We start from the raw sequence: 17,366 nt of genomic DNA, 5'->3' as shown, positions 1-17,366 counted from the left end.
GGCGACGTCCAGCGGGCATCCGCGACGATGGGGGGATGCTGTCGTCCCGCACCCCCGGTCGTCGGATGCTGCGGCGCCGACGCGACGCCCCCGAGCTGCGCTGGTTCACCGCGCGGGCCTGGACGACGAAGTGGTACCCGCAGGGCATCGACGTCGGCGAACGCGACGGCCGCCGCACGCTGGCGGTCAGCTGGTTCCGTCAGGACCGGACAGGACGGCACCTCGCCTCGCGCGTCGTGATGATCGATCCGCACCGGGCCCGCCACGTCGACGTCGCGCTCGCGATCGAGGAGGACGGCGCACTCGTGCCGGCCCGCATCCACACCGGCGGCCTCGCCTGGTTCGGGGACCGCCTGTTCGTGGCCGCCACCGGGGAGGGGATCTGGGAGTTCGACCTCTCGCGCGTCCGCCGCGTCCGCGGCCGGCAGGCCCGCACGCTGCGCGGGCTCGGCCGCGGCATCCTGCCCCGCACCGCCCTCGTCGCCGTGCGCACGCGCGTGCACCCGATCTCCCTGCGGTGCTCGTTCCTGGGGCGCGCGTTCGACGCGGAGGGCCGCCCGCTCGACCGCGTGCTCATCGGCGAGTACCGCAAGGACGACCGCGGACGCATCGGCGAGTTCGAAATCCCGGCGGACGCCGACGACGACTTCGCCGAGCAGCACCGCTTCTCCCCCGCCATCCCGCGCATGCAGGGCGCGGTGCGCTGGGGCGATCGTCACCTCGTCTCGCAGTCGCACCTCATGGAGCCCGGCATCCTCTGGAGCGGCACGCCCCCGCACCTCGCGCGTCATCCCGAGCCGCTGCCTGTCGGGTGCGAGGACCTCGCGCTCGACCCGGACGGGCGGATGCTGTGGACGCTCGGCGAGCACCCGTTCAAGCGCGTGGTGCGCGGCATCCCCTTCGCACGCCTGGGACTCGGGGAGCGATCCGCGCCGCGCCCGTAGACTTGTCGGGTGAAGCCTGCACCCCTCCTCGTCTACACCGTGCTGCGGCTGCTGGCGTTCCTCGTCCCGCTCGCGATCCTCTGGTTCTTCTTCCCCATCTTCCGGGAGTTCTGGTGGCTCGCCGCGATCTTCGCGGCCCTCATCGGCACGAGCATCTCGCTGCTGTTCCTGCGGCGCCCCCTGTCGGACGCCTCGGCCTCGATCCACGAGCGCCGCGAGGCCCGCACCACGGTGCGCCAGGAGGATGCCGAGGCCGAGGACGCGGTCATCGACGAGTCCGCTGCCGACGACGCCCCGCCGAGCGACGAGAAGCCGCGCGAGAGCTGAGCCGGGCGCACGCGGCACCCGACGGCGCCCATCCGGGTCAGGCGCTGAACGCCCAGAACAGAGCGGCGGCGTAGGCGAGCGAGGTCAACGAGGTCAGCGCGAGCGCCACCACCAGCTCCTTCGGCTGACGGTACGTCCAGACGATCAGGATCGCGGGGAGACCCGCGAGCAGCGCGAGCAGCGACAGCCACGCGATCGGGAACAGCAGGGCCAGCACGACCGCGATGCCGAACGGCGCGAGCACGAAGAGGGTGAACAGCACCTGCGTCGGGCGGCGGCCGATCAGCACCGTGAGGGTGCGCTTGCCGACGACGCGGTCCTGATCGATGTCGCGCAGGTTGTTGGCCAGCAGCACGGCGCAGGCGAACAGCCCCGCGGCGATCGCGCCGAGCCACGCCTGCTGCGGCAGGGCGAAGATCTGTACCCAGGTCGTGCCGAGCGTCGCGACGAGGCCGAAGAACACGAAGACGAAGACCTCGCCGAGCCCTGCGTAGCCGTAGGGTCGCTTGCCGCCGGTGTAGAACCAGGCGGCGACGATGCACGCGGCGCCGACGGCCAGCATCCACCACTGCTCGGTGCGCACGACGATCGCGAGTCCTGCGAGACCGGCGAGCGCGAAGAACGCGAGCCCCGTGAACAGCACGATGCGCGGCGTCACGCGGCCGGATGCCGTCAGCCGGGCCGGCCCCACACGCACCGCATCCGTGCCCCGCACCCCGTCGCTGTAGTCGTTCGTGAAGTTCACGCCGATCTGCAGCAGCACGGCCACGGCCAGGCACGCCAGGGCGATGACCCAGTGGAACTCCGGGTCGGTGCTGCGCGCGGCGCCGGTGCCGATCAGCACGGGAGCGATCGCGAGGGGCAGGGTGCGCAGGCGCGCGGCGCCGATCCAGTCGCCGACGGTGACCGGCCCTGCCTCGACGACGGGCCGCTTCGCGGGATTTCCGCTCGTGCGAGTCGGGCGGGAGGTGCTGCGGGTCTTCTTGCGCTTCGAGGATGCTGCCACGGTAGGGAATCCTAGTGCGCGCGCCGACGCGCTCCCGCGTCAGGGGTGGGGGTTCGAGTCCTTGCCGTCGAGCCAGAGGGTGTCGCTCTTGTCGCCGTGGGCGCCGCCCTTGCCGACGCGCTTGTCGCTGATCTTCGGACCCTTCAGGATCACGTGCACCATGGCCTGCGCGTGGCCGTGCCCGAGTCCGTACTCCTGCTTGAGCCAGTTCAGCACGACGGTCGACTTCGTGGTCTCGTCGAACCCCTGCTCCTTCGCGAGGGCGATGAACTGCCGGGGCGTGAGGCCGGTCTGGGTCTCGATGTTGTCGAGGTAGGTCTGGAACGACATGGCGTCTCCTGGCTTGTCTGCGTCCTCGGCGAGGAACGTCTGGATGATGACCGGCGAGGCGTGGATGCAGAGGATCCGCAGCAGTCCCTCCCCGGCGTTGACGAAGCGGTGCGTCACCCACGCCGCCACGGTGGCGGTGTCGCCGGCGAGGGCGTCGAAGACCTCGTCGCCCCGGGTGATGCGGGCGATCCCCTCAAGCACCACCCAGGTCTCGGAGTACGGGTGCCAGTGGAGCCCCGGCCCCTGTCCCGGCGCGTTCTCGACGAAGAAGTACGAGATGTCGGCGCCGTGCTCCGCGCCGACGAAGCGCCGGCTGCGGCCGGTGCCGATGCCGATCTGCGCGGCGTCGACGACGCCCTCGGGGAGGATCCTCGTGCTCATGCCTCCAGTGTCGACAGCGGATGCCGCACCTGGAAGAGTTTCGATGTGGATCGAAGCTTCGTCGACTTCCGCCTGACTTCCGGGGACATCCAGGCCGTGCGTTTCGGGCTCTCGCCCGGGCATGAGCTGGCGCATGCCGTGCGGGCCCTGCTGCGCCCTGCACAGCATCCGCTCCACTGGGGATGGCTGAGGTCCGTGCGCGACCGTCTGCCACGCGACGCGTTCGCCCTGCTCGCCCAGGTGATCGGGCCCGACGGCTACATGCCTGACTTCCTCACGTCCACGCCGCGATGGGACAGGACGCCTTCCGACGAGCTCGACGCCCTGCGCTCCGCCCCTCTCGCCGGCATGCGCGTCGACCTCGCGAAGATGGTGCAGCGATCCGCGGGCGACCGCCGGCGCGCGCTGCGGGCGATGCAGGAGGAGCCGGCGCAGGCGCGCGCCCGGATCGCGGACGCCTGGTCGGAGGTGTGGGATGCCGCGCTCGCGCCCGTCTGGCCGCAGCTCGAACGACTCGCACGCGCCGACATCGCGGTCCGCTCGCGCATGATCGCCACCGACGGCATCGCCCGCATGGCCGACGCGCTGCACCCCTCGGTGAGCTGGGGCGAGGGTGCGGTGCGGGTGGAGCTGCGCTTGCACAGCGAGCAGGTCGACTGCCACGGCAGCGGGCTCGTGCTCGTGCCGTCGGTGATGTCGTCGTGGGGCTGCATGGTGCTGACCGAGCCGCCGGCGCAGCCCACGCTGTTCTATCCGGCCCGCGGCGTCACGGCCGGCTGGGCGCGCGAGCAGGCCGACACGGTGGCCGCTCTCGGTGCGCTCCTCGGACCGGTGCGCGCGGGCATCCTCCTCGGCGCCGGCACCGCGCGGACCACCACGGAGGTGGCGCGCGAGGCCGGGATCGCGGTGTCGACGGCCTCGCACCACCTGACCGTGCTGCGGGAGGCGGGATTCGTCGCGAGCGAGCGCGACGGCGCACGCATGCTGCACCTGCGCACGCCGCTCGGCGAAGCGGTGGTGGGCGCCGCTCTCTAGGGCAGCACCGGCCGGTTCTCGTAATAGGTCTGGAGCACGACCGTCGTGCGGGTGTTCACGGACGCGGCCAGGCGGATGTCGCGCACCAGATCTTCGAGCGCGCGCGGCGAGGCGACCCGCACGAAGAGCATGTAGCTCGCATCGCCGGCGATGGAGTGGCAGGCCTCGATGGCTGTGAGGTGCTCCAGCTGCTCGGGGGCGATGTCGGGCTGCGCCGGGTCGAGCGGCGTGATCTCGATGAAAGCCGACAGAGGGGTGCCGACTTGTTCCGGATCGAGCAGCGCCCGGTAGCCCGTGATCACGCCCCGGGTCTCGAGGCGGCGCAGGCGGGCCTGCACGGCCGACACCGACAGGCCGACCGTCTCCGACAGCTGGGCGAGCGTGGCCCGCCCGTCGCGGGACATCTCGGCCAGGATCGCGCGGTCGACAGGGTCCTCCATGCATGTAAGAATACCGTTAGGTTCCGGTATACGCCGGAAATATTCCGCCAAACTCCTCGATCGGAGGTCCCGATGTCCATCATTTCCGCCCACAGCACCGCTGTTCAGGCCATCGTCGGCGAACCCGAGGTCGTTGAGGACGCCGCCACCGCCGAATCCTCCGCCGCGTGGCAGCAGCTCAACGCCGCCGCGATCGCGATCCGCGAGATGCAGATCAAGGACGGCTCGATCCCGGATGCCGGGCACCATGACGCCGCCCGGGAGCTCGTCGCGGCGATCACGGCCGGCATCCGCGCCCTCGCTCCCGCCTTCCCGCACGACGCCGCCTACCTCGCCGCCTCCGTCGTCGACTTCGACCGCTGGGCCGCCGAGGGGTTCGGCGTGCCGGACTTCCTCGACTCGCTCGTGGCGTTCCAGCCGCAGGAGCACCGCGTCGACGGTATCCGCCACCTCGTGGTCTTCCCCATGTACACGCAGAACGGCTCGAGCGACCGCCTCGTCGAGGCTCTGATCGTCGAGACGATCTGGCCCGAGTTCATCGGCGCGCTCGAGGCGGGCGACTACGGCAACAAGCTGTTCGTCTCGCTCCGCCTGGTCGACTTCACGCCCGGGTACGACACCAACTCCGCGGTGCTGTTCCCCGAGACCGTCGCGATGCGCGAGATCCCGACGTTCACCTGGGGCGCGATCTTCCAGGACCGCGAGGCCGCCCGCTACCGCCGAGTGACGCGCGCGGCATCCGAGATCACCAAGCTCGACCTGCCGCAGCGCGCCGCCGACATGCTCGACGACCAGGCGCTCACCGAGCGGGTGTTCGTGATGTGGGACATCATCCACGACCGCACGCACATGCGCGGCGACCTGCCCTTCGACCCGTTCATGATCAAGCAGCGGATGCCGTTCTTCCTGTACTCGCTCGAAGAGCTGCGCTGCGACCTCACCGCGTTCCGCGAGTCGGTGAAGATCCAGCGCACGCTCACCTCGCGCGTCGAGGAGGCCCTTCGTCAGGCTCAGGAGCCGGACCTGACGCCGGCCGAGCAGGAGATGCTGGAGCATGCGCCGCTCGTGCAGTACGCGGTGATCTTCGACCGCATCTTCCGTTTCGCGATCACCGGCTCGCGCGTGCGCAACTACGACGGCCTGGGCGGGCAGCTGCTGTTCGCCTGGCTGCACCAGCGCGGGGTGCTGCACTGGACCGACACGGCCCTCGCCTTCGACTGGGAGGGCGTGCCGGATGCCGTGGTCGCGCTGGGCGACGCGATCGACGACCTGTACTGGCGTTCGATCGACCGCCCGAAGACGGCGCACTGGCTCGCCGCCTACGACCTCGTCCGCTCGGTGCTGACGCCGCACCCGGCATCGCAGTGGGCCCGCGGGCTGTCGGACGAGATCCTGGCCGGCGCGCCGAAGGGGTACACCGACGCCGTGCTGGACGACGAGTTCCCGCTGTCGATGTTCTTCGAGGCGCTGGACAAGAAGATGAAGTCGGTCATCGAGTCGACCGTCGGCATTCGCGGCACCGACGACTGATCCGCCCGCGCGCTGCGCGCGGGGCCCGGTGTGACGCTGGGGCGCCCGGTCGCTGCGGCTCGAGCACGTTCTCCGGAAACGGTGCCGTGCTCGGGTCGCAGCGGCCTCTGATCCACGAGACTCGAGGACATGACCGATCCGACACCTTCCGGAGCGCGCGGCCGCACCGTCGTGCTGGCCGGAGCGACCAGCGCCGCCGGGCTCGCCGTGGCGCGCACGCTGCACGCCGCAGGAGGCCGCGTGATCGCCACCGGCCGCTCGGCGGACCGCCTGCACGACCTCTCCGCCACCGGCGCGCGGGTCGAGGTCGCGGACGCGACCTCCCTGGCGGACATGACGGCCCTCGCCGAGCGACTGGCCGCGGAGGGGGCGACCGTGGATGCCGTCCTCCCCTTGGTGGGCGGCTGGCGCGGCGGCGGCGGTCTCGAGGGGCAGTCCGACGAGGACCTCGCCGCCCTGCTCCCCGCGCTCGAGGCCGTCCGCGCGACGAGCCGCGCCTTCGATGCGGCTCTCCGCGCCTCGGATGCCGGGCGCTTCGTCGTGGTGTCGTCGACCGCCGTCGGTCGACCGCTCGCCGGCGGCGCGAACTACACCGCCGTCAAGGCCGCGAGCGAGGCGTGGACGCGCGCCGTCGCCCAGGGCTTCGCGAAGGCCGCGCGGGAAGCCGGGGAGCCGCTGCGCACGGCCTCCGTCGTGCTCCGCGCCCGGGCGCTCGATCCCGATCAGCTGGCGGCCCGGGTCGCGCGGCTGTGGGACGAGGATGCGGGCGAGCTCAACGATCGGATCCTCGACCTCGACGGCTGAGTCGCCTCAGCGGAGCGGCGGTTTTCCGGGGACGATCGGCGGGGCATCGGCGACCGCGGTGTGGCGCTCGGAGTGGCGCTCGGAGTCGGCGGCGCTCGGCACCTCGACCCCGGCATCGTCGGCCGCGGCATCCTCGCCGTCGGCGTTCGCCTCGCCCTCGTCTTCACCCTCGCCCGGAATGTTCTGCTCCGGCGCATGGGCGTAGAGGTCGGTGAGCTTGCGGTACGACCGCGTGAAGAACGCGAGGGTCGCCGCGACGACCATGATGAGGCCCGCGAACAGGCAGATCAGCGCGATGCCCCGCGCCTCGCCCTCGCCGAGCAGCCAGCCCCACTGCTGCCGGCCGTCCTGCGACTCCATGTACGGGATGATCAGGAACTCGGCGAGCGGCGCGATCAGGAACGCCGTGATCGGGGCGGCCGAAGCCTCCATCGCCGCCGCGACGCCGAACACCCGACCCTGGCGCTCGAACGGCACGACCTTCTGGATCACCGTCTGCTCGGCCGCCTCCACCGGCGGGACGAGAGCCATGTACGCCCACATGCCCAGCACGTACAGCCACCACCACTCGCGCAGCATGAACACGGAGCCGAGCAGGCCCATCGCGATCACCACGAGGAGCATGGTGCGCATCGGCTTCGCACCCAGCCCGAACTTCGCCACCAAGCCGCCGCCGATGAGGAAGCCGGTCGAGGCGAACGCCAGCGCGAAGCCCCAGGTCTGCGCGTCGAAGAGCGTGAGCCCGTACGGGTCCATCAGCGCCATGTAGACGCCGCCGATGAGGTTGTTGAACGTGGAGAAGATGATGAGCGCGAAGAGCCCCGGCGCCAGCCGGATGGCCCGGACGCTGCCGCGGAAGTCGACCGCGCTCCGCGACTCCGGATCGGCCTGCGGCTGCTTCTCGGGGATGCGGATGAACAGCAGGTGCGCGAAGGTCAGCGCCATCGCGGCGATCGCGATCGCCAGGGTCCACCCCATGCCGAGGAATCCGATGGAGAGTCCCGAGAACACGCTCGTCACCAGGAACGCGATGCCCTGCACCGTGCCGACGAGCCCGTTCGCGTTCGCCCGTCTCTCTTCCGGCACGAGCAGCGTCACGGTGGTCGACAGGGCGATGTTGCGCAGCTGCTCGATGACCCCGCCGAAGAGGATCACGCCGGAGAACAGCCAGAACCACGGACCCCCGAGATCGAGGAGCGCCGCCTCGGGCTGCGCGAGGTAGAGCACGCCGGCCAGGAGGAAGGCCGCCGCGGAGATCAGGCTCGACAGCATCATGACCGCATGCTTGCGGTGCCGGTCGACGATCGTGCCGAACACCATCGCGAAGAACGCGACGAAGAGCATGTAGGCGCCGCCGATCACTCCGGTCGCCAGCACCGACTGCGTCTCGATATACACCCAGAACGTCAGGGCGAACCAGAGGAAGCTGGTCGTCACATTGGCGATCAGGGTGTTGACGAGGACGTTGATGAACGCCGACTGCGCTGCGGTCCGCTGCATGCGTGGAAGGGTACCCTCAGGGACGGACATCCGACAGGGGCAGAGTCACGACCGCGCCGGCGCATTGCCCCTAGGCTTGTGCGGTGAGCATCCAGCATGACCCCGCGATCCGCGGTTTCGCCAGTGACAACTACTCCGGCATCCACCCCGAGGTCCTCGCCGCGATCGCCGAGGCGAACGACGGGCACCAGGGGGCGTACGGCGGCGACGTCTACACCGCCCGGCTGCAGCAGGTCGTGCAGGAGCACTTCGGCGAGGGCGCCGAGGCCTTCCCGGTCTTCAACGGCACCGGCGCGAACGTCACCGGCCTCCAGTCCATGCTGCCGCGCTGGGGCGCCGTGATCGCCGCCTCGACCGCGCACATCAACGTCGACGAGGGCGGCGCCCCCGAGAAGATCGGCGGCTTCAAGCTGCTGACCGTCCCCACCGACGACGGCAAGCTCACCCCGGAACTCATCGACCGCGAGGCCTGGGGCTGGGGCGACGAGCACCGCGCGCAGCCGCTGGTCGTCTCGATCACGCAGTCCACCGAGCTCGGCACGCTCTACACCGCCGACGAGATACGCACGATCGCCGACCACGCGCACGAGCGCGGCATGAAGCTGCACCTCGACGGCGCCCGGCTGTCGAACGCGGCCGCCGCCCTCGACCTGCCGCTGCGCGCCTTCACCCGCGACGCCGGCGTCGACGTGCTCAGCTTCGGCGGCACGAAGAACGGCGCGATGCTCGGCGAGGCCGTCGTGGTGCTGAACCCCGCGGCATCCGACGGGCTGGTGTACTCCCGCAAGTTCAACATGCAGCTCTCGTCGAAGATGCGCTTCGTCTCGGCGCAGCTCGTGGCGCTGCTCGAGGGCGACCTGTGGCTGCGCAACGCCCGCCACGCCAACGCGATGGCCGCGCGACTGCGCGCCGAGATCGAGCAGGGCATCGCGGCGGGGACCATCCACGGTGTCTCCTTCACCCAGCCCACGCAGGCGAACGGCGTCTTCGCGACGCTGCCGGACGGCGTCGCCGACGCGCTGCGCGAGTCGTTCCGCTTCTACGACTGGGATGCCGCGCGCAACGAGGTGCGCTGGATGTGCAGCTTCGACACGCACGAGGACGACGTCGACGCCTTCGTGGCGGAGCTCTCGCGCCTCACGTCCTGAGTCGCGTCGCGCCCTCGGCCGCCGCCGCGGGGCTCAGCGCAGGAGGCCGAGCGTGGCCAGCGCGTGGCGGATGAGCGTGCCGCGGCCGCCCTCCATCTCGGCGGCGACCGCGTCGGAGGCCGCCGCCTCGGGCGTGAACCAGGTGACCTCGAGGGCGTCCTGACGCGGCTCGCACGTCCCCGTCACGGGCACGACGTAGGCGAGCGACACGGCGTGCTGCCGGTCGTCGTGGTACGCGCTCACGCCCGGGATCGGGAAGTACTCGGCGACCGTGAACGGCAGCGGCTGCGGCGGGAGCAGCGGGAACGCCATCGGGCCCAGGTCGTTCTCGATGTGGCGGAAGAGCGCGTCACGGATCGTCTCGCCGAACCGCACGCGGCCCGACACGATCGTGCGCGTCATCTCACCGAGCGGCGTGGAACGGAGGAGGATGCCGATCTCGGTCACCTGCCCCGATCCGTCGGTGCGCACGGGGATCGCCTCGACGTAGAGCATCGGCAGGTGACGCCGGGCCTCCTCCAGCTCGAAATCGCTCAGCCAGCCGGGGTTCGAGTCCGGGACCGGCGGTTTCGCGTCGTCGAAGCCGCCCATGCCGTCGTCGGGCTCGGGGTCGGGATCAGGAGTGCGCACCGCCATGTGTCCTTTCTACCAGCAGCATCCGCCGACCGACACGGGCGACGGAGGCCGGGTGTCGGATGCCGCTGGCAGGATGGGCGCATGAGCGACGACCCGGTGATCGACGACGCCGCGACCCTGTGGGCGCCGGGCGGGCGCGAGGGGATGCCGCTGCTGGTGCTGCTGCACGGCTACGGCGCTGACGAGCACGACCTCTTCGCGCTCGCGCCGCACCTCCCCGGCGGCGTCGCCGTGGCATCCGTCGCCGCCCCGCTCCTCCCGCCCTGGCCGATGCCGGGCCGCTCCTGGTACGCGATCGACGGGCTCGACGGCCGCCGCCCGGAAGAGGTCACGGCGGCCGCGAGGGCCCTCCTGCGCTGGATCGACGACGCGGCCCGGACCAGCTCCTCGATCGCGCTGCTCGGGTTCTCCCAGGGCGCGGCCGTGGCACTGCAGGCGATGCGGCTGGCGCCCGAGCGCTTCGACGCGATCGTCGCCCTGAGCGGCTACGCCGCCCCGGGCGAGCTGCCCCACGACGAGGCGCTGCGCGATCTGCGGCCTCGGGTCTTCTGGGGCCGCGGCACCGCCGACGACGTCATCCCTCCCGCGCTGGTCGCACGCACGGCCGAGTGGCTGCCCGAGCACGCCGACCTGTCGGGCCGCGTCTACCGAGGCCTCGCGCACGGCATCTCGACGGACGAGCTCGCCGATGTGCACGCGTTCCTCGCGTCGTGGCTGAGAGATTTCGACGCCCCGTCCGACGAGCCGGTCGACCCGTCGGCCTGAGCCCCTCTTGCGCCGCGGCGACACGCCCGGGTATCGTCGGGGGGTCCTGTCCGCCGTGTCTGGAAGTCCTTTGATCTGATCCGTCGCCTCCGCGCCCCTTTTCCCGCGCGCTGACCCGACGATCGCCGACTCACACGGCCGCCTCCCTCCTGTTCCGCTCCGGCGTCGAACACCTCCGCTCCGGAGAGGGATGCCGGTGTCAGTGCACCCCGCACTCGACAGGAGACATCCATGCCCTCATCCCCCTCCCCCTCCGCGGTCACCCTCGACCGCGTGACCTTCGCGTGGCCCGACGGCTCCCCGGCGCTCACCGGCGTCTCGGGCTCGTTCGGAGACGGCCGCACCGGCCTCGTCGGCCGCAACGGCGCCGGCAAGTCCACGCTGCTGCGCCTGATCGCGGGCGAGCTGACCCCGACCTCCGGCTCCGTGACGACGAGCGGCGAGGTGGCCTTTCTCCCGCAGCAGCTCACGCTCGACGTCGATCGCCGCGTGGCCGACCTGCTCGGCATCGCGGGACCGCTCGACGCCGTGCGGGCGATCGCCGCCGGCGACGTCGACCCCGCGCGGTTCGACGCGGTCGGCGACGCGTGGGACGTCGAGGCGCGCGCCGAGGCCGCCCTGGCCGAGGCGGGGCTGTCCCCGGACTTCCTCGACCGCCGGGTCGGGGAGCTGTCGGGCGGCGAGGCGGTGCTCGTGGCCGTCGCCGGCATCCGACTGCGGCGCGCCCCGATCACGCTCCTCGACGAGCCGACCAACAATCTCGACCGCGACGCCCGCGAGCGGCTCGCGGCGATGATGTCGACGTGGCGGGGCACGCTCGTCGTGGTCAGTCACGACGTCTCGCTCCTGGAGCGGATGGACGACACCGTCGAGCTGTACGGGCAGACGCTGAGCGTGTTCGGCGGCCCGTACTCCGCGTGGCGCGCCTGGCTGGACGGCGAGCAGGACGCGGCGCGACAGGCCGAGCGCGACGCGGCGCAGGCGATGCGCAAGGAGAAGCGCCAGCGCATCGAGGCCGAGGTGAAGCTCGCGCACCGCGCACGCACGGCGAAGAGGGCGGAGGCCGAGAAGCGCGTGCCGAAGATCATCGCGCACGGCCGGCGGATGGCCGCCGAGGTCTCGGCCGGCCGCCTGCGCACGGAGGTCGGCGCGAAGGAGGATGCCGCGCGCCGGGCCCTGGACGAGGCGGGCCGCCGCGTGCGCTCCGACGAGTCGCTGCGCATCGAGGTGCCCGACCCCGGGGTGTCGCGGTCCCGGCGCATCGCGACGATCGCCGACGCCGAGCGCTCGTGGGTGGTCCAGGGGCCGGAGCGGCTCGCCCTGATCGGCCGGAACGGCACGGGAAAGACGACGCTCCTGGAGCGGCTGGTCGCCGGCGGCGTCCGCGACTCCTCGGGATCCGGCGGCTCCGGGTCGTCCTCCGCGCCGTCGGCCGAGGCGCATGTCGAGCACATCGGCTACCTCCCGCAGCGGGTCGACGGCCTCGACGACGCGCGCTCGGTGTTCGAGAACGTCGCCGCCTCGGCGCCGCATGTGCCCGAGAAGGAGCTGCGCAACCGGCTCGCTCGCTTCCTCCTCCGGGGCGCGATGGCGGATCGGCCGGTGTCGGCGCTGTCCGGCGGCGAGCGCTTCCGCGCGGCCCTCGCGATGCTGCTGCTGGCAGACCCCGCCCCGCAGCTCGTGGTGCTGGACGAGCCGACGAACAACCTCGACCTCGACACCGTCGATCAGCTCGTGGAGGCGCTCCGGGCGTACCGCGGGGCCGTGCTGGTCGTCAGCCACGACGACGCCTTCCTGGCCCGGCTCGATCTGGATCTGACGCTCGAGATCGATGCGGAGGGGCGGCTGAACGAGGTGTAGTCAAGAGCGAGCGCGATGTCGGTGGCCTCGACCAAGATGGAGGGATGGGAGACGTCCTCGAGCGCTTCACCCCCGCCACGCAGGACTGGTTCCGGGGGGCGTTCTCCGCGCCCACCCCCGCCCAGGCGGGCGCCTGGGAGGCGATCTCGGCCGGTCGGCATGCCCTGGTGGTGGCCCCCACCGGGTCGGGCAAGACGCTCTCGGCGTTCCTCTGGGCCATCGACAGCGTCTTCCGCGAGCGCATGGCCGAGGTCGACGACGCACCGGCGAAGGATGCCGCGCGCACCCGCATCCTGTACATCTCCCCGCTCAAGGCGCTGGGCGTCGACGTCGAGCGCAACCTGCGCTCCCCGCTGGTGGGCATCGGGCAGTCGGCGCGCCGCCTCGGGGTTCCGGCGCCGGCGGTGACGGTGGGCGTGCGCTCGGGCGACACCACGTCGAGCGATCGGCGCAAGCTGGTGTCCGATCCGCCCGACATCCTGATCACCACTCCCGAATCGCTGTACCTCATGCTCACCAGCCGCGCGGGAGAGACCCTGCGCGGCGTGCACACCGTCATCATCGACGAGGTGCACGCGGTCGCCGCGACCAAGCGCGGCGCGCATCTGGCCGTGAGCCTGGAGCGGCTCGACGCGCTGCGCGCGGGGCACGGCGCAGAGGCGCCGGCCCAGCGCATCGGGCTGTCCGCGACCGTGCGGCCGATCGACGAGGTGGCGCGCTTCCTCGGCGGCGCCGCGCCCGTCGAGATCGTGGCGCCGCCCGCCTCGAAGACCTTCGAGCTCGGCGTCGTCGTGCCGATGGACGACATGACCAACCCTCCGCCTCCGCCCGGCGTGCCCGGCGAGACGGCAGACGCGGAGTACTCCGAGGTCACCGGATCGGTCTGGCCGCACGTCGAGGAGGCGATCGTCGACCGCATCCTGCAGAACAACTCGACGATCGTGTTCGCCAACTCCCGCCGGCTGGCCGAGCGCCTGACCGGGCGCCTCAACGAGATCTACTCCGAGCGCATCGGGGTGCCGCTGCCCGAGTCGGCCGTGCCCGCGCAGATGATGGCGCAGGCCGGGGCGACCGCGGGCGCCGATCCGGTGCTCGCCAAGGCCCATCACGGCTCGGTGTCGAAGGAGCAGCGGGCGCAGGTCGAGGAGGAGCTCAAGTCGGGCGTGCTGCGCTGCGTCGTCGCGACGAGCAGCCTCGAGCTCGGTATCGACATGGGCGCGGTCGACCTCGTCATCCAGGTGGAGGCCCCGCCGTCGGCCGCCTCCGGCCTGCAGCGCGTCGGACGCGCGGGGCACCAGGTGGGCGAGATCAGCCGCGCCGCCCTGTTCCCCAAGCACCGGGGCGACGTCCTGCACACGGCGATCGTGACGGAGCGGATGCTGGCGGGCAAGATCGAGGCCGTCCAGGTGCCGCGCAATCCGCTCGACATCCTCGCGCAGCAGACGGTGGCGGCGAGCGCCCTCGGCGCCATCAGCGTCGAGGAGTGGTTCGAGACGGTCCGCCGCTCGGCGCCCTTCCAGTCCCTGCCGCGCTCGGCGTACGAGGCGACGCTCGACCTGCTGGCCGGCCGCTTCCCCTCCGACGAGTTCGCCGAGCTGCGGCCGCGTCTGGTGTGGGATCGCGATGCCGGCACCCTGACGGGTCGGCCGGGCGCGCAGCGCATCGCGGTGACGAGCGGCGGCACGATCCCCGACCGCGGTCTGTTCGGCGTGTTCGTCGCGGGCGAGTCCAGCGGCGCCCGCGTGGGCGAGCTCGACGAGGAGATGGTCTACGAGTCCCGCGTGGGCGACGTGTTCACGCTGGGCACGACGAGCTGGCGCATCGCGGAGATCACGCACGACCGCGTGAGCGTGATCCCCGCCTACGGGCAGCCCGGCAAGGTGCCGTTCTGGCACGGCGACGGCATCGGCCGGCCGTTCGAGCTCGGCGAGGCGCTGGGCGCGTTCTCCCGCGAGGTGTCGTCCGCGGCCCCCGAGAAGGCCGCACAGCGGCTGATCGAGGCGGGGCTCGACGAGCAGGCGCGCGCCAACCTGCTCGCCCACCTCTCCGAGCAGCGGGAGGCGACCGGCACCCTGCCGACCGACCGCACGCTCACGGTCGAGCGCGGGCGCGACGAGGTCGGCGACTGGCGGGTGATCCTGCACTCGCCGTACGGCATGAAGGTGCATGCCCCGTGGGCCCTCGCCATCAACGCGAGGGTGCGCGAGCGGCTGGGCGTCGAGGGGTCGGCCGTGGCGAGCGACGACGGCATCATCGTGCGCATCCCCGACGCCGAGGCGGAACCGCCCGGGGCCGAGCTGTTCGTATTCGAGCCCGACGAGCTGGAGCACCTCGTCACCGAGGAGGTGGGCGGCTCGGCGCTGTTCGCCTCGCGTTTCCGCGAGTGCGCGGCGCGGGCGCTGCTCATGCCGCGCACCAACCCGAACCGGCGCACCCCGCTGTGGCAGCAGCGCCAGCGCTCGGCGCAGCTGCTCGAGGTGGCGCGCCGGCATCCGACCTTCCCCGTGATCCTCGAGACGCTACGCGAAGTGCTGCAGGACGTCTACGACCTGCCCTCGCTGCGCCGGCTCGCGACCTCGATCGCCGACCGCCGCATCCGGCTGATCGAGACCCAGCCGTCCCAGCCGTCGCCGTTCGCCCGCGACCTGCTCTTCGGCTACGTCGGCGCCTTCATGTACGAGGGCGACTCGCCCCTGGCGGAGCGCCGCGCCGCCGCCCTCTCGGTCGACCCGGCGCTGCTCGGCGAGCTACTGGGCACCGTCGAGCTGCGCGAGCTGCTCGACCCCGAGGTGATCGCGCAGTTCGAACGCGAGGCGCAGCGCCTCGACCCCGAACGGCGCGCCCGAGGACTCGAAGGGGTCGCCGACCTGCTGCGCCTGCTCGGACCGCTGGACGCCGCGGAGGTCGCCGCTCGCCTCGAACCGGACGCCGGAGACGCCGCCGAGAAGGATGCCGTCGCCGCGGCGGCCGCGCACCTCGAGGCGCTCGTGCAGGCCCGCCGAGCGATCCCGGTCACGATCGCCGGCACGACGCGCATTGCCGCGATCGAGGACGCCGGTCGGCTGCGCGACGCGCTCGGTGCCGCCCTGCCCACCGGCATCCCCGTCGCCTTCCTCGAGCCGCTCGCCGATCCCCTGGGCGATCTGGCGGCGCGCTACGCGCGCACGCACGGGCCCTTCACGACGGAGGCGCTCGCCACGCGCTTCGGGCTCGGCGCGGCCGTCGCCCGGCACACGCTGCAGCGACTGGAGAACGCGGGGCGGCTGACGAGCGGCATCTTCCTGCCCGAGTCGTCCGCCGGATCCGCCTCCGGAGGAAAGGACGACCTGGAGTGGTGCGACACCGAGGTGCTGCGCCGCCTGCGCATGCGCTCGCTCGCCGCCATCCGCGGCAGCGTCGAGCCCGTGTCGCCCGAGGCGTACGCCCGGTTCCTCCCCGACTGGCAGCATCTGCACCGACCGCTCGAAGGGCTCGACGGAGTGCTCGCCGTGATCGAGCAGTTCGCCGGCGTCCCCATCCCGGCCAGCGCGTGGGAATCCCTCGTGCTCCCCTCCCGCGTGCGCGACTACTCCCCCGCGCTCCTCGACGAGCTCACCTCGTCGGGCGAGGTCATCTGGTCGGGCCACGGCACGCTGCCCGGACGCGACGGCTGGGTGTCGCTGCACCCCGCCGACCTCTCGCCGTTCACCCTGCCCGAGCCCGACGCCGAGATCGCCGCCGATTCGCTCGAGGCCCGCGTGCTCGCGGCGCTCCATGCCGGCGGCGCCTACTTCGCCGCGCAGCTGAAGGAGATGACCGAGGCAGAGAACGAGCAGTCGGTGCGCGAGGCTCTGTGGAACCTCACCTGGTCGGGGCACGTCACGAACGACACGTTCGCCCCGATCCGCTCGCTGCTCGCCGGGGGATCCCAGGCCCACCGCGTGACGCGGCGAGCGCCCCGCACCCGCGCCTACCGCGGCGTCTCGCTGACCCGCTCCGCGCCACGCCCCACGCCGGTCGGAGGGCGCTGGTCGCTGCTGCCCGAGGCCGAGACCGATGCGGCTCGCCGCGCGACCGTGACGGCGGGACTCCTCCTCGACCGCTACGGCGTCGTGACCCGAGGCGCCGTGCAGGCGGAGGGCGTGCCCGGCGGCTTCGCCCAGGCCTACCGCGTGCTCGCCGGGTTCGAGGAGGCCGGGCACTGCCGGCGCGGTTACGTCATCGAGAAGCTCGGCGCGGCCCAGTTCGCGGCATCCGCCACCGTCGATCGCCTGCGCACCTTCGCCGGGCTCGCTGATCCGCCGCCGCGCACCGCCGTCACGCTCGCGGCGACCGACCCGGCCAACCCCTATGGCGCCGCCCTCGGCTGGCCGAAGCGCGAGGGCGTCTCGCACCGCCCCGGGCGCAAGGCCGGAGGTCTCGTCGTGCTCGTCGACGGGTCGCTCGCGCTGTACCTCGAGCGCGGGGGCCGCACCGTCCTCGCCTTCAGCGACGACGAGAGCGTGCTGCGCGCCGCCGCGACCGATCTGGCCGCCACGGCGAAGGCGCGTCGGCTCGACACCCTCACCGTCGAGAAGGTCAACGGCGACGGGGTCTACGGCACCGCGCTGGCCACCGCCCTGCAGGAAGCCGGGTTCGTCGTCACCCCGCGCGGCTTCACCCTGCGCAAGGCCGTCTGAGC

At 72.4% G+C, this 17,366-nt stretch carries 14 protein-coding genes; 9 read left to right on the top strand and 5 right to left on the bottom strand.

All coding sequences use genetic code 11. The features are described 5' to 3' along the window. Positions 1 to 35 precede the first annotated feature (35 nt). The gene (locus AB3M82_RS10575; RefSeq protein ID WP_412957794.1) at positions 36 to 944 is read left to right on the top strand and encodes a hypothetical protein; all 909 of its coding nucleotides are present in this window, start codon (positions 36 to 38) and stop codon (positions 942 to 944) included. A 9-nt stretch (positions 945 to 953) separates the two neighbouring features. Next, positions 954 to 1,271 (top strand): DUF4229 domain-containing protein, encoded by a 318-nt coding sequence (locus AB3M82_RS10570; RefSeq protein ID WP_412957791.1) that lies wholly within the window; start codon positions 954 to 956, stop codon positions 1,269 to 1,271. Positions 1,272 to 1,308: 37 nt separating this feature from the next. Here the strand turns inward: AB3M82_RS10570 and AB3M82_RS10565 are convergent, their stop codons facing one another. Both AB3M82_RS10565 and AB3M82_RS10560 read right to left on the bottom strand, forming a co-directional pair. After that, entirely contained in the window at positions 1,309 to 2,277 is a 969-nt protein-coding gene (locus tag AB3M82_RS10565) for a 1,4-dihydroxy-2-naphthoate polyprenyltransferase (RefSeq protein WP_412957788.1), read from the bottom strand. Positions 2,278 to 2,316: 39 nt separating this feature from the next. Then, positions 2,317 to 2,988, bottom strand: coding sequence for a DUF4287 domain-containing protein (locus AB3M82_RS10560; protein WP_412957786.1), 672 nt, complete (start codon positions 2,986 to 2,988; stop codon positions 2,317 to 2,319). Between the two features lie 45 nt (positions 2,989 to 3,033). Here AB3M82_RS10560 and AB3M82_RS10555 point away from each other — a divergent pair, with 45 nt between their 5' ends. Then, positions 3,034 to 4,023: an ArsR/SmtB family transcription factor gene (locus tag AB3M82_RS10555; protein ID WP_412957784.1), complete on the top strand. Its 990-nt coding sequence runs from the start codon at positions 3,034 to 3,036 to the stop codon at positions 4,021 to 4,023. Here the strand turns inward: AB3M82_RS10555 and AB3M82_RS10550 are convergent. Further along, a complete protein-coding gene (locus tag AB3M82_RS10550; RefSeq protein WP_412957782.1) occupies positions 4,020 to 4,463 on the bottom strand; it encodes an Lrp/AsnC family transcriptional regulator in 444 nt (147 codons plus the stop codon). The genes AB3M82_RS10555 and AB3M82_RS10550 overlap by 4 nt on opposite strands. A 72-nt stretch (positions 4,464 to 4,535) precedes the next feature. On the opposite strand from AB3M82_RS10550, the gene AB3M82_RS10545 reads away from it, so the two are divergent. Then, a complete protein-coding gene (locus tag AB3M82_RS10545; RefSeq protein WP_412957780.1) occupies positions 4,536 to 5,993 on the top strand; it encodes a DUF6421 family protein in 1,458 nt (485 codons plus the stop codon). A 129-nt stretch (positions 5,994 to 6,122) separates the two neighbouring features. Next, complete coding sequence (locus tag AB3M82_RS10540) at positions 6,123 to 6,797, top strand: SDR family oxidoreductase (RefSeq protein ID WP_412957778.1); 675 nt, start codon at positions 6,123 to 6,125, stop codon at positions 6,795 to 6,797. Between the two features lie 6 nt (positions 6,798 to 6,803). Here AB3M82_RS10540 and AB3M82_RS10535 read toward each other — a convergent pair whose 3' ends face one another. Next, positions 6,804 to 8,297, bottom strand: coding sequence for an MFS transporter (locus AB3M82_RS10535; RefSeq protein WP_412957777.1), 1,494 nt, complete (start codon positions 8,295 to 8,297; stop codon positions 6,804 to 6,806). 83 nt (positions 8,298 to 8,380) lie between these two features. Between AB3M82_RS10535 and AB3M82_RS10530 the strand changes: the two genes are divergently transcribed. Next, positions 8,381 to 9,445, top strand: coding sequence for a threonine aldolase family protein (locus AB3M82_RS10530; protein WP_412957774.1), 1,065 nt, complete (start codon positions 8,381 to 8,383; stop codon positions 9,443 to 9,445). Positions 9,446 to 9,478: 33 nt separating this feature from the next. Here the strand turns inward: AB3M82_RS10530 and AB3M82_RS10525 are convergent, their stop codons facing one another. After that, positions 9,479 to 10,081, bottom strand: coding sequence for a DUF4916 domain-containing protein (locus AB3M82_RS10525; protein ID WP_412957771.1), 603 nt, complete (start codon positions 10,079 to 10,081; stop codon positions 9,479 to 9,481). 81 nt (positions 10,082 to 10,162) lie between these two features. Between AB3M82_RS10525 and AB3M82_RS10520 the strand changes: the two genes are divergently transcribed. The 3 genes from AB3M82_RS10520 (at position 10,163) to AB3M82_RS10510 (ending at position 17,364) form a co-directional block, all read left to right on the top strand. Next, the gene (locus AB3M82_RS10520) at positions 10,163 to 10,846 is read left to right on the top strand and encodes an alpha/beta hydrolase (protein ID WP_412957768.1); all 684 of its coding nucleotides are present in this window, start codon (positions 10,163 to 10,165) and stop codon (positions 10,844 to 10,846) included. 231 nt (positions 10,847 to 11,077) lie between these two features. Next, a complete protein-coding gene (locus tag AB3M82_RS10515; RefSeq protein ID WP_412957765.1) occupies positions 11,078 to 12,706 on the top strand; it encodes an ABC-F family ATP-binding cassette domain-containing protein in 1,629 nt (542 codons plus the stop codon). Positions 12,707 to 12,750: 44 nt separating this feature from the next. After that, positions 12,751 to 17,364 carry an ATP-dependent helicase gene (locus tag AB3M82_RS10510; protein WP_412957762.1) on the top strand — a complete coding sequence of 1,538 codons (4,614 nt, stop codon included), beginning with the start codon at positions 12,751 to 12,753 and terminating at the stop codon, positions 17,362 to 17,364. The last annotated feature ends 2 nt before the right edge of the window (positions 17,365 to 17,366 follow it).

The organism is Microbacterium californiense (genome assembly GCF_047246625.1).
Classification (GTDB): domain Bacteria; phylum Actinomycetota; class Actinomycetes; order Actinomycetales; family Microbacteriaceae; genus Microbacterium.
Note: the sequence above shows the minus strand (reverse complement) of the source record. Positions and strands in the feature narration are given on the sequence as shown.

Coding starts and splice junctions, on each gene's coding strand:
- AB3M82_RS10560 (WP_412957786.1), bottom strand. CDS start 2,988: ATGAGCACGAGGATCCTCCCCGAGGGCGTCGTCGACGCCGCGCAGATC.
- AB3M82_RS10545 (WP_412957780.1), top strand. CDS start 4,536: ATGTCCATCATTTCCGCCCACAGCACCGCTGTTCAGGCCATCGTCGGC.
- AB3M82_RS10540 (WP_412957778.1), top strand. CDS start 6,123: ATGACCGATCCGACACCTTCCGGAGCGCGCGGCCGCACCGTCGTGCTG.
- AB3M82_RS10515 (WP_412957765.1), top strand. CDS start 11,078: ATGCCCTCATCCCCCTCCCCCTCCGCGGTCACCCTCGACCGCGTGACC.
- AB3M82_RS10575 (WP_412957794.1), top strand. CDS start 36: ATGCTGTCGTCCCGCACCCCCGGTCGTCGGATGCTGCGGCGCCGACGC.
- AB3M82_RS10510 (WP_412957762.1), top strand. CDS start 12,751: ATGGGAGACGTCCTCGAGCGCTTCACCCCCGCCACGCAGGACTGGTTC.
- AB3M82_RS10535 (WP_412957777.1), bottom strand. CDS start 8,297: ATGCAGCGGACCGCAGCGCAGTCGGCGTTCATCAACGTCCTCGTCAAC.
- AB3M82_RS10550 (WP_412957782.1), bottom strand. CDS start 4,463: ATGGAGGACCCTGTCGACCGCGCGATCCTGGCCGAGATGTCCCGCGAC.
- AB3M82_RS10520 (WP_412957768.1), top strand. CDS start 10,163: ATGAGCGACGACCCGGTGATCGACGACGCCGCGACCCTGTGGGCGCCG.
- AB3M82_RS10525 (WP_412957771.1), bottom strand. CDS start 10,081: ATGGCGGTGCGCACTCCTGATCCCGACCCCGAGCCCGACGACGGCATG.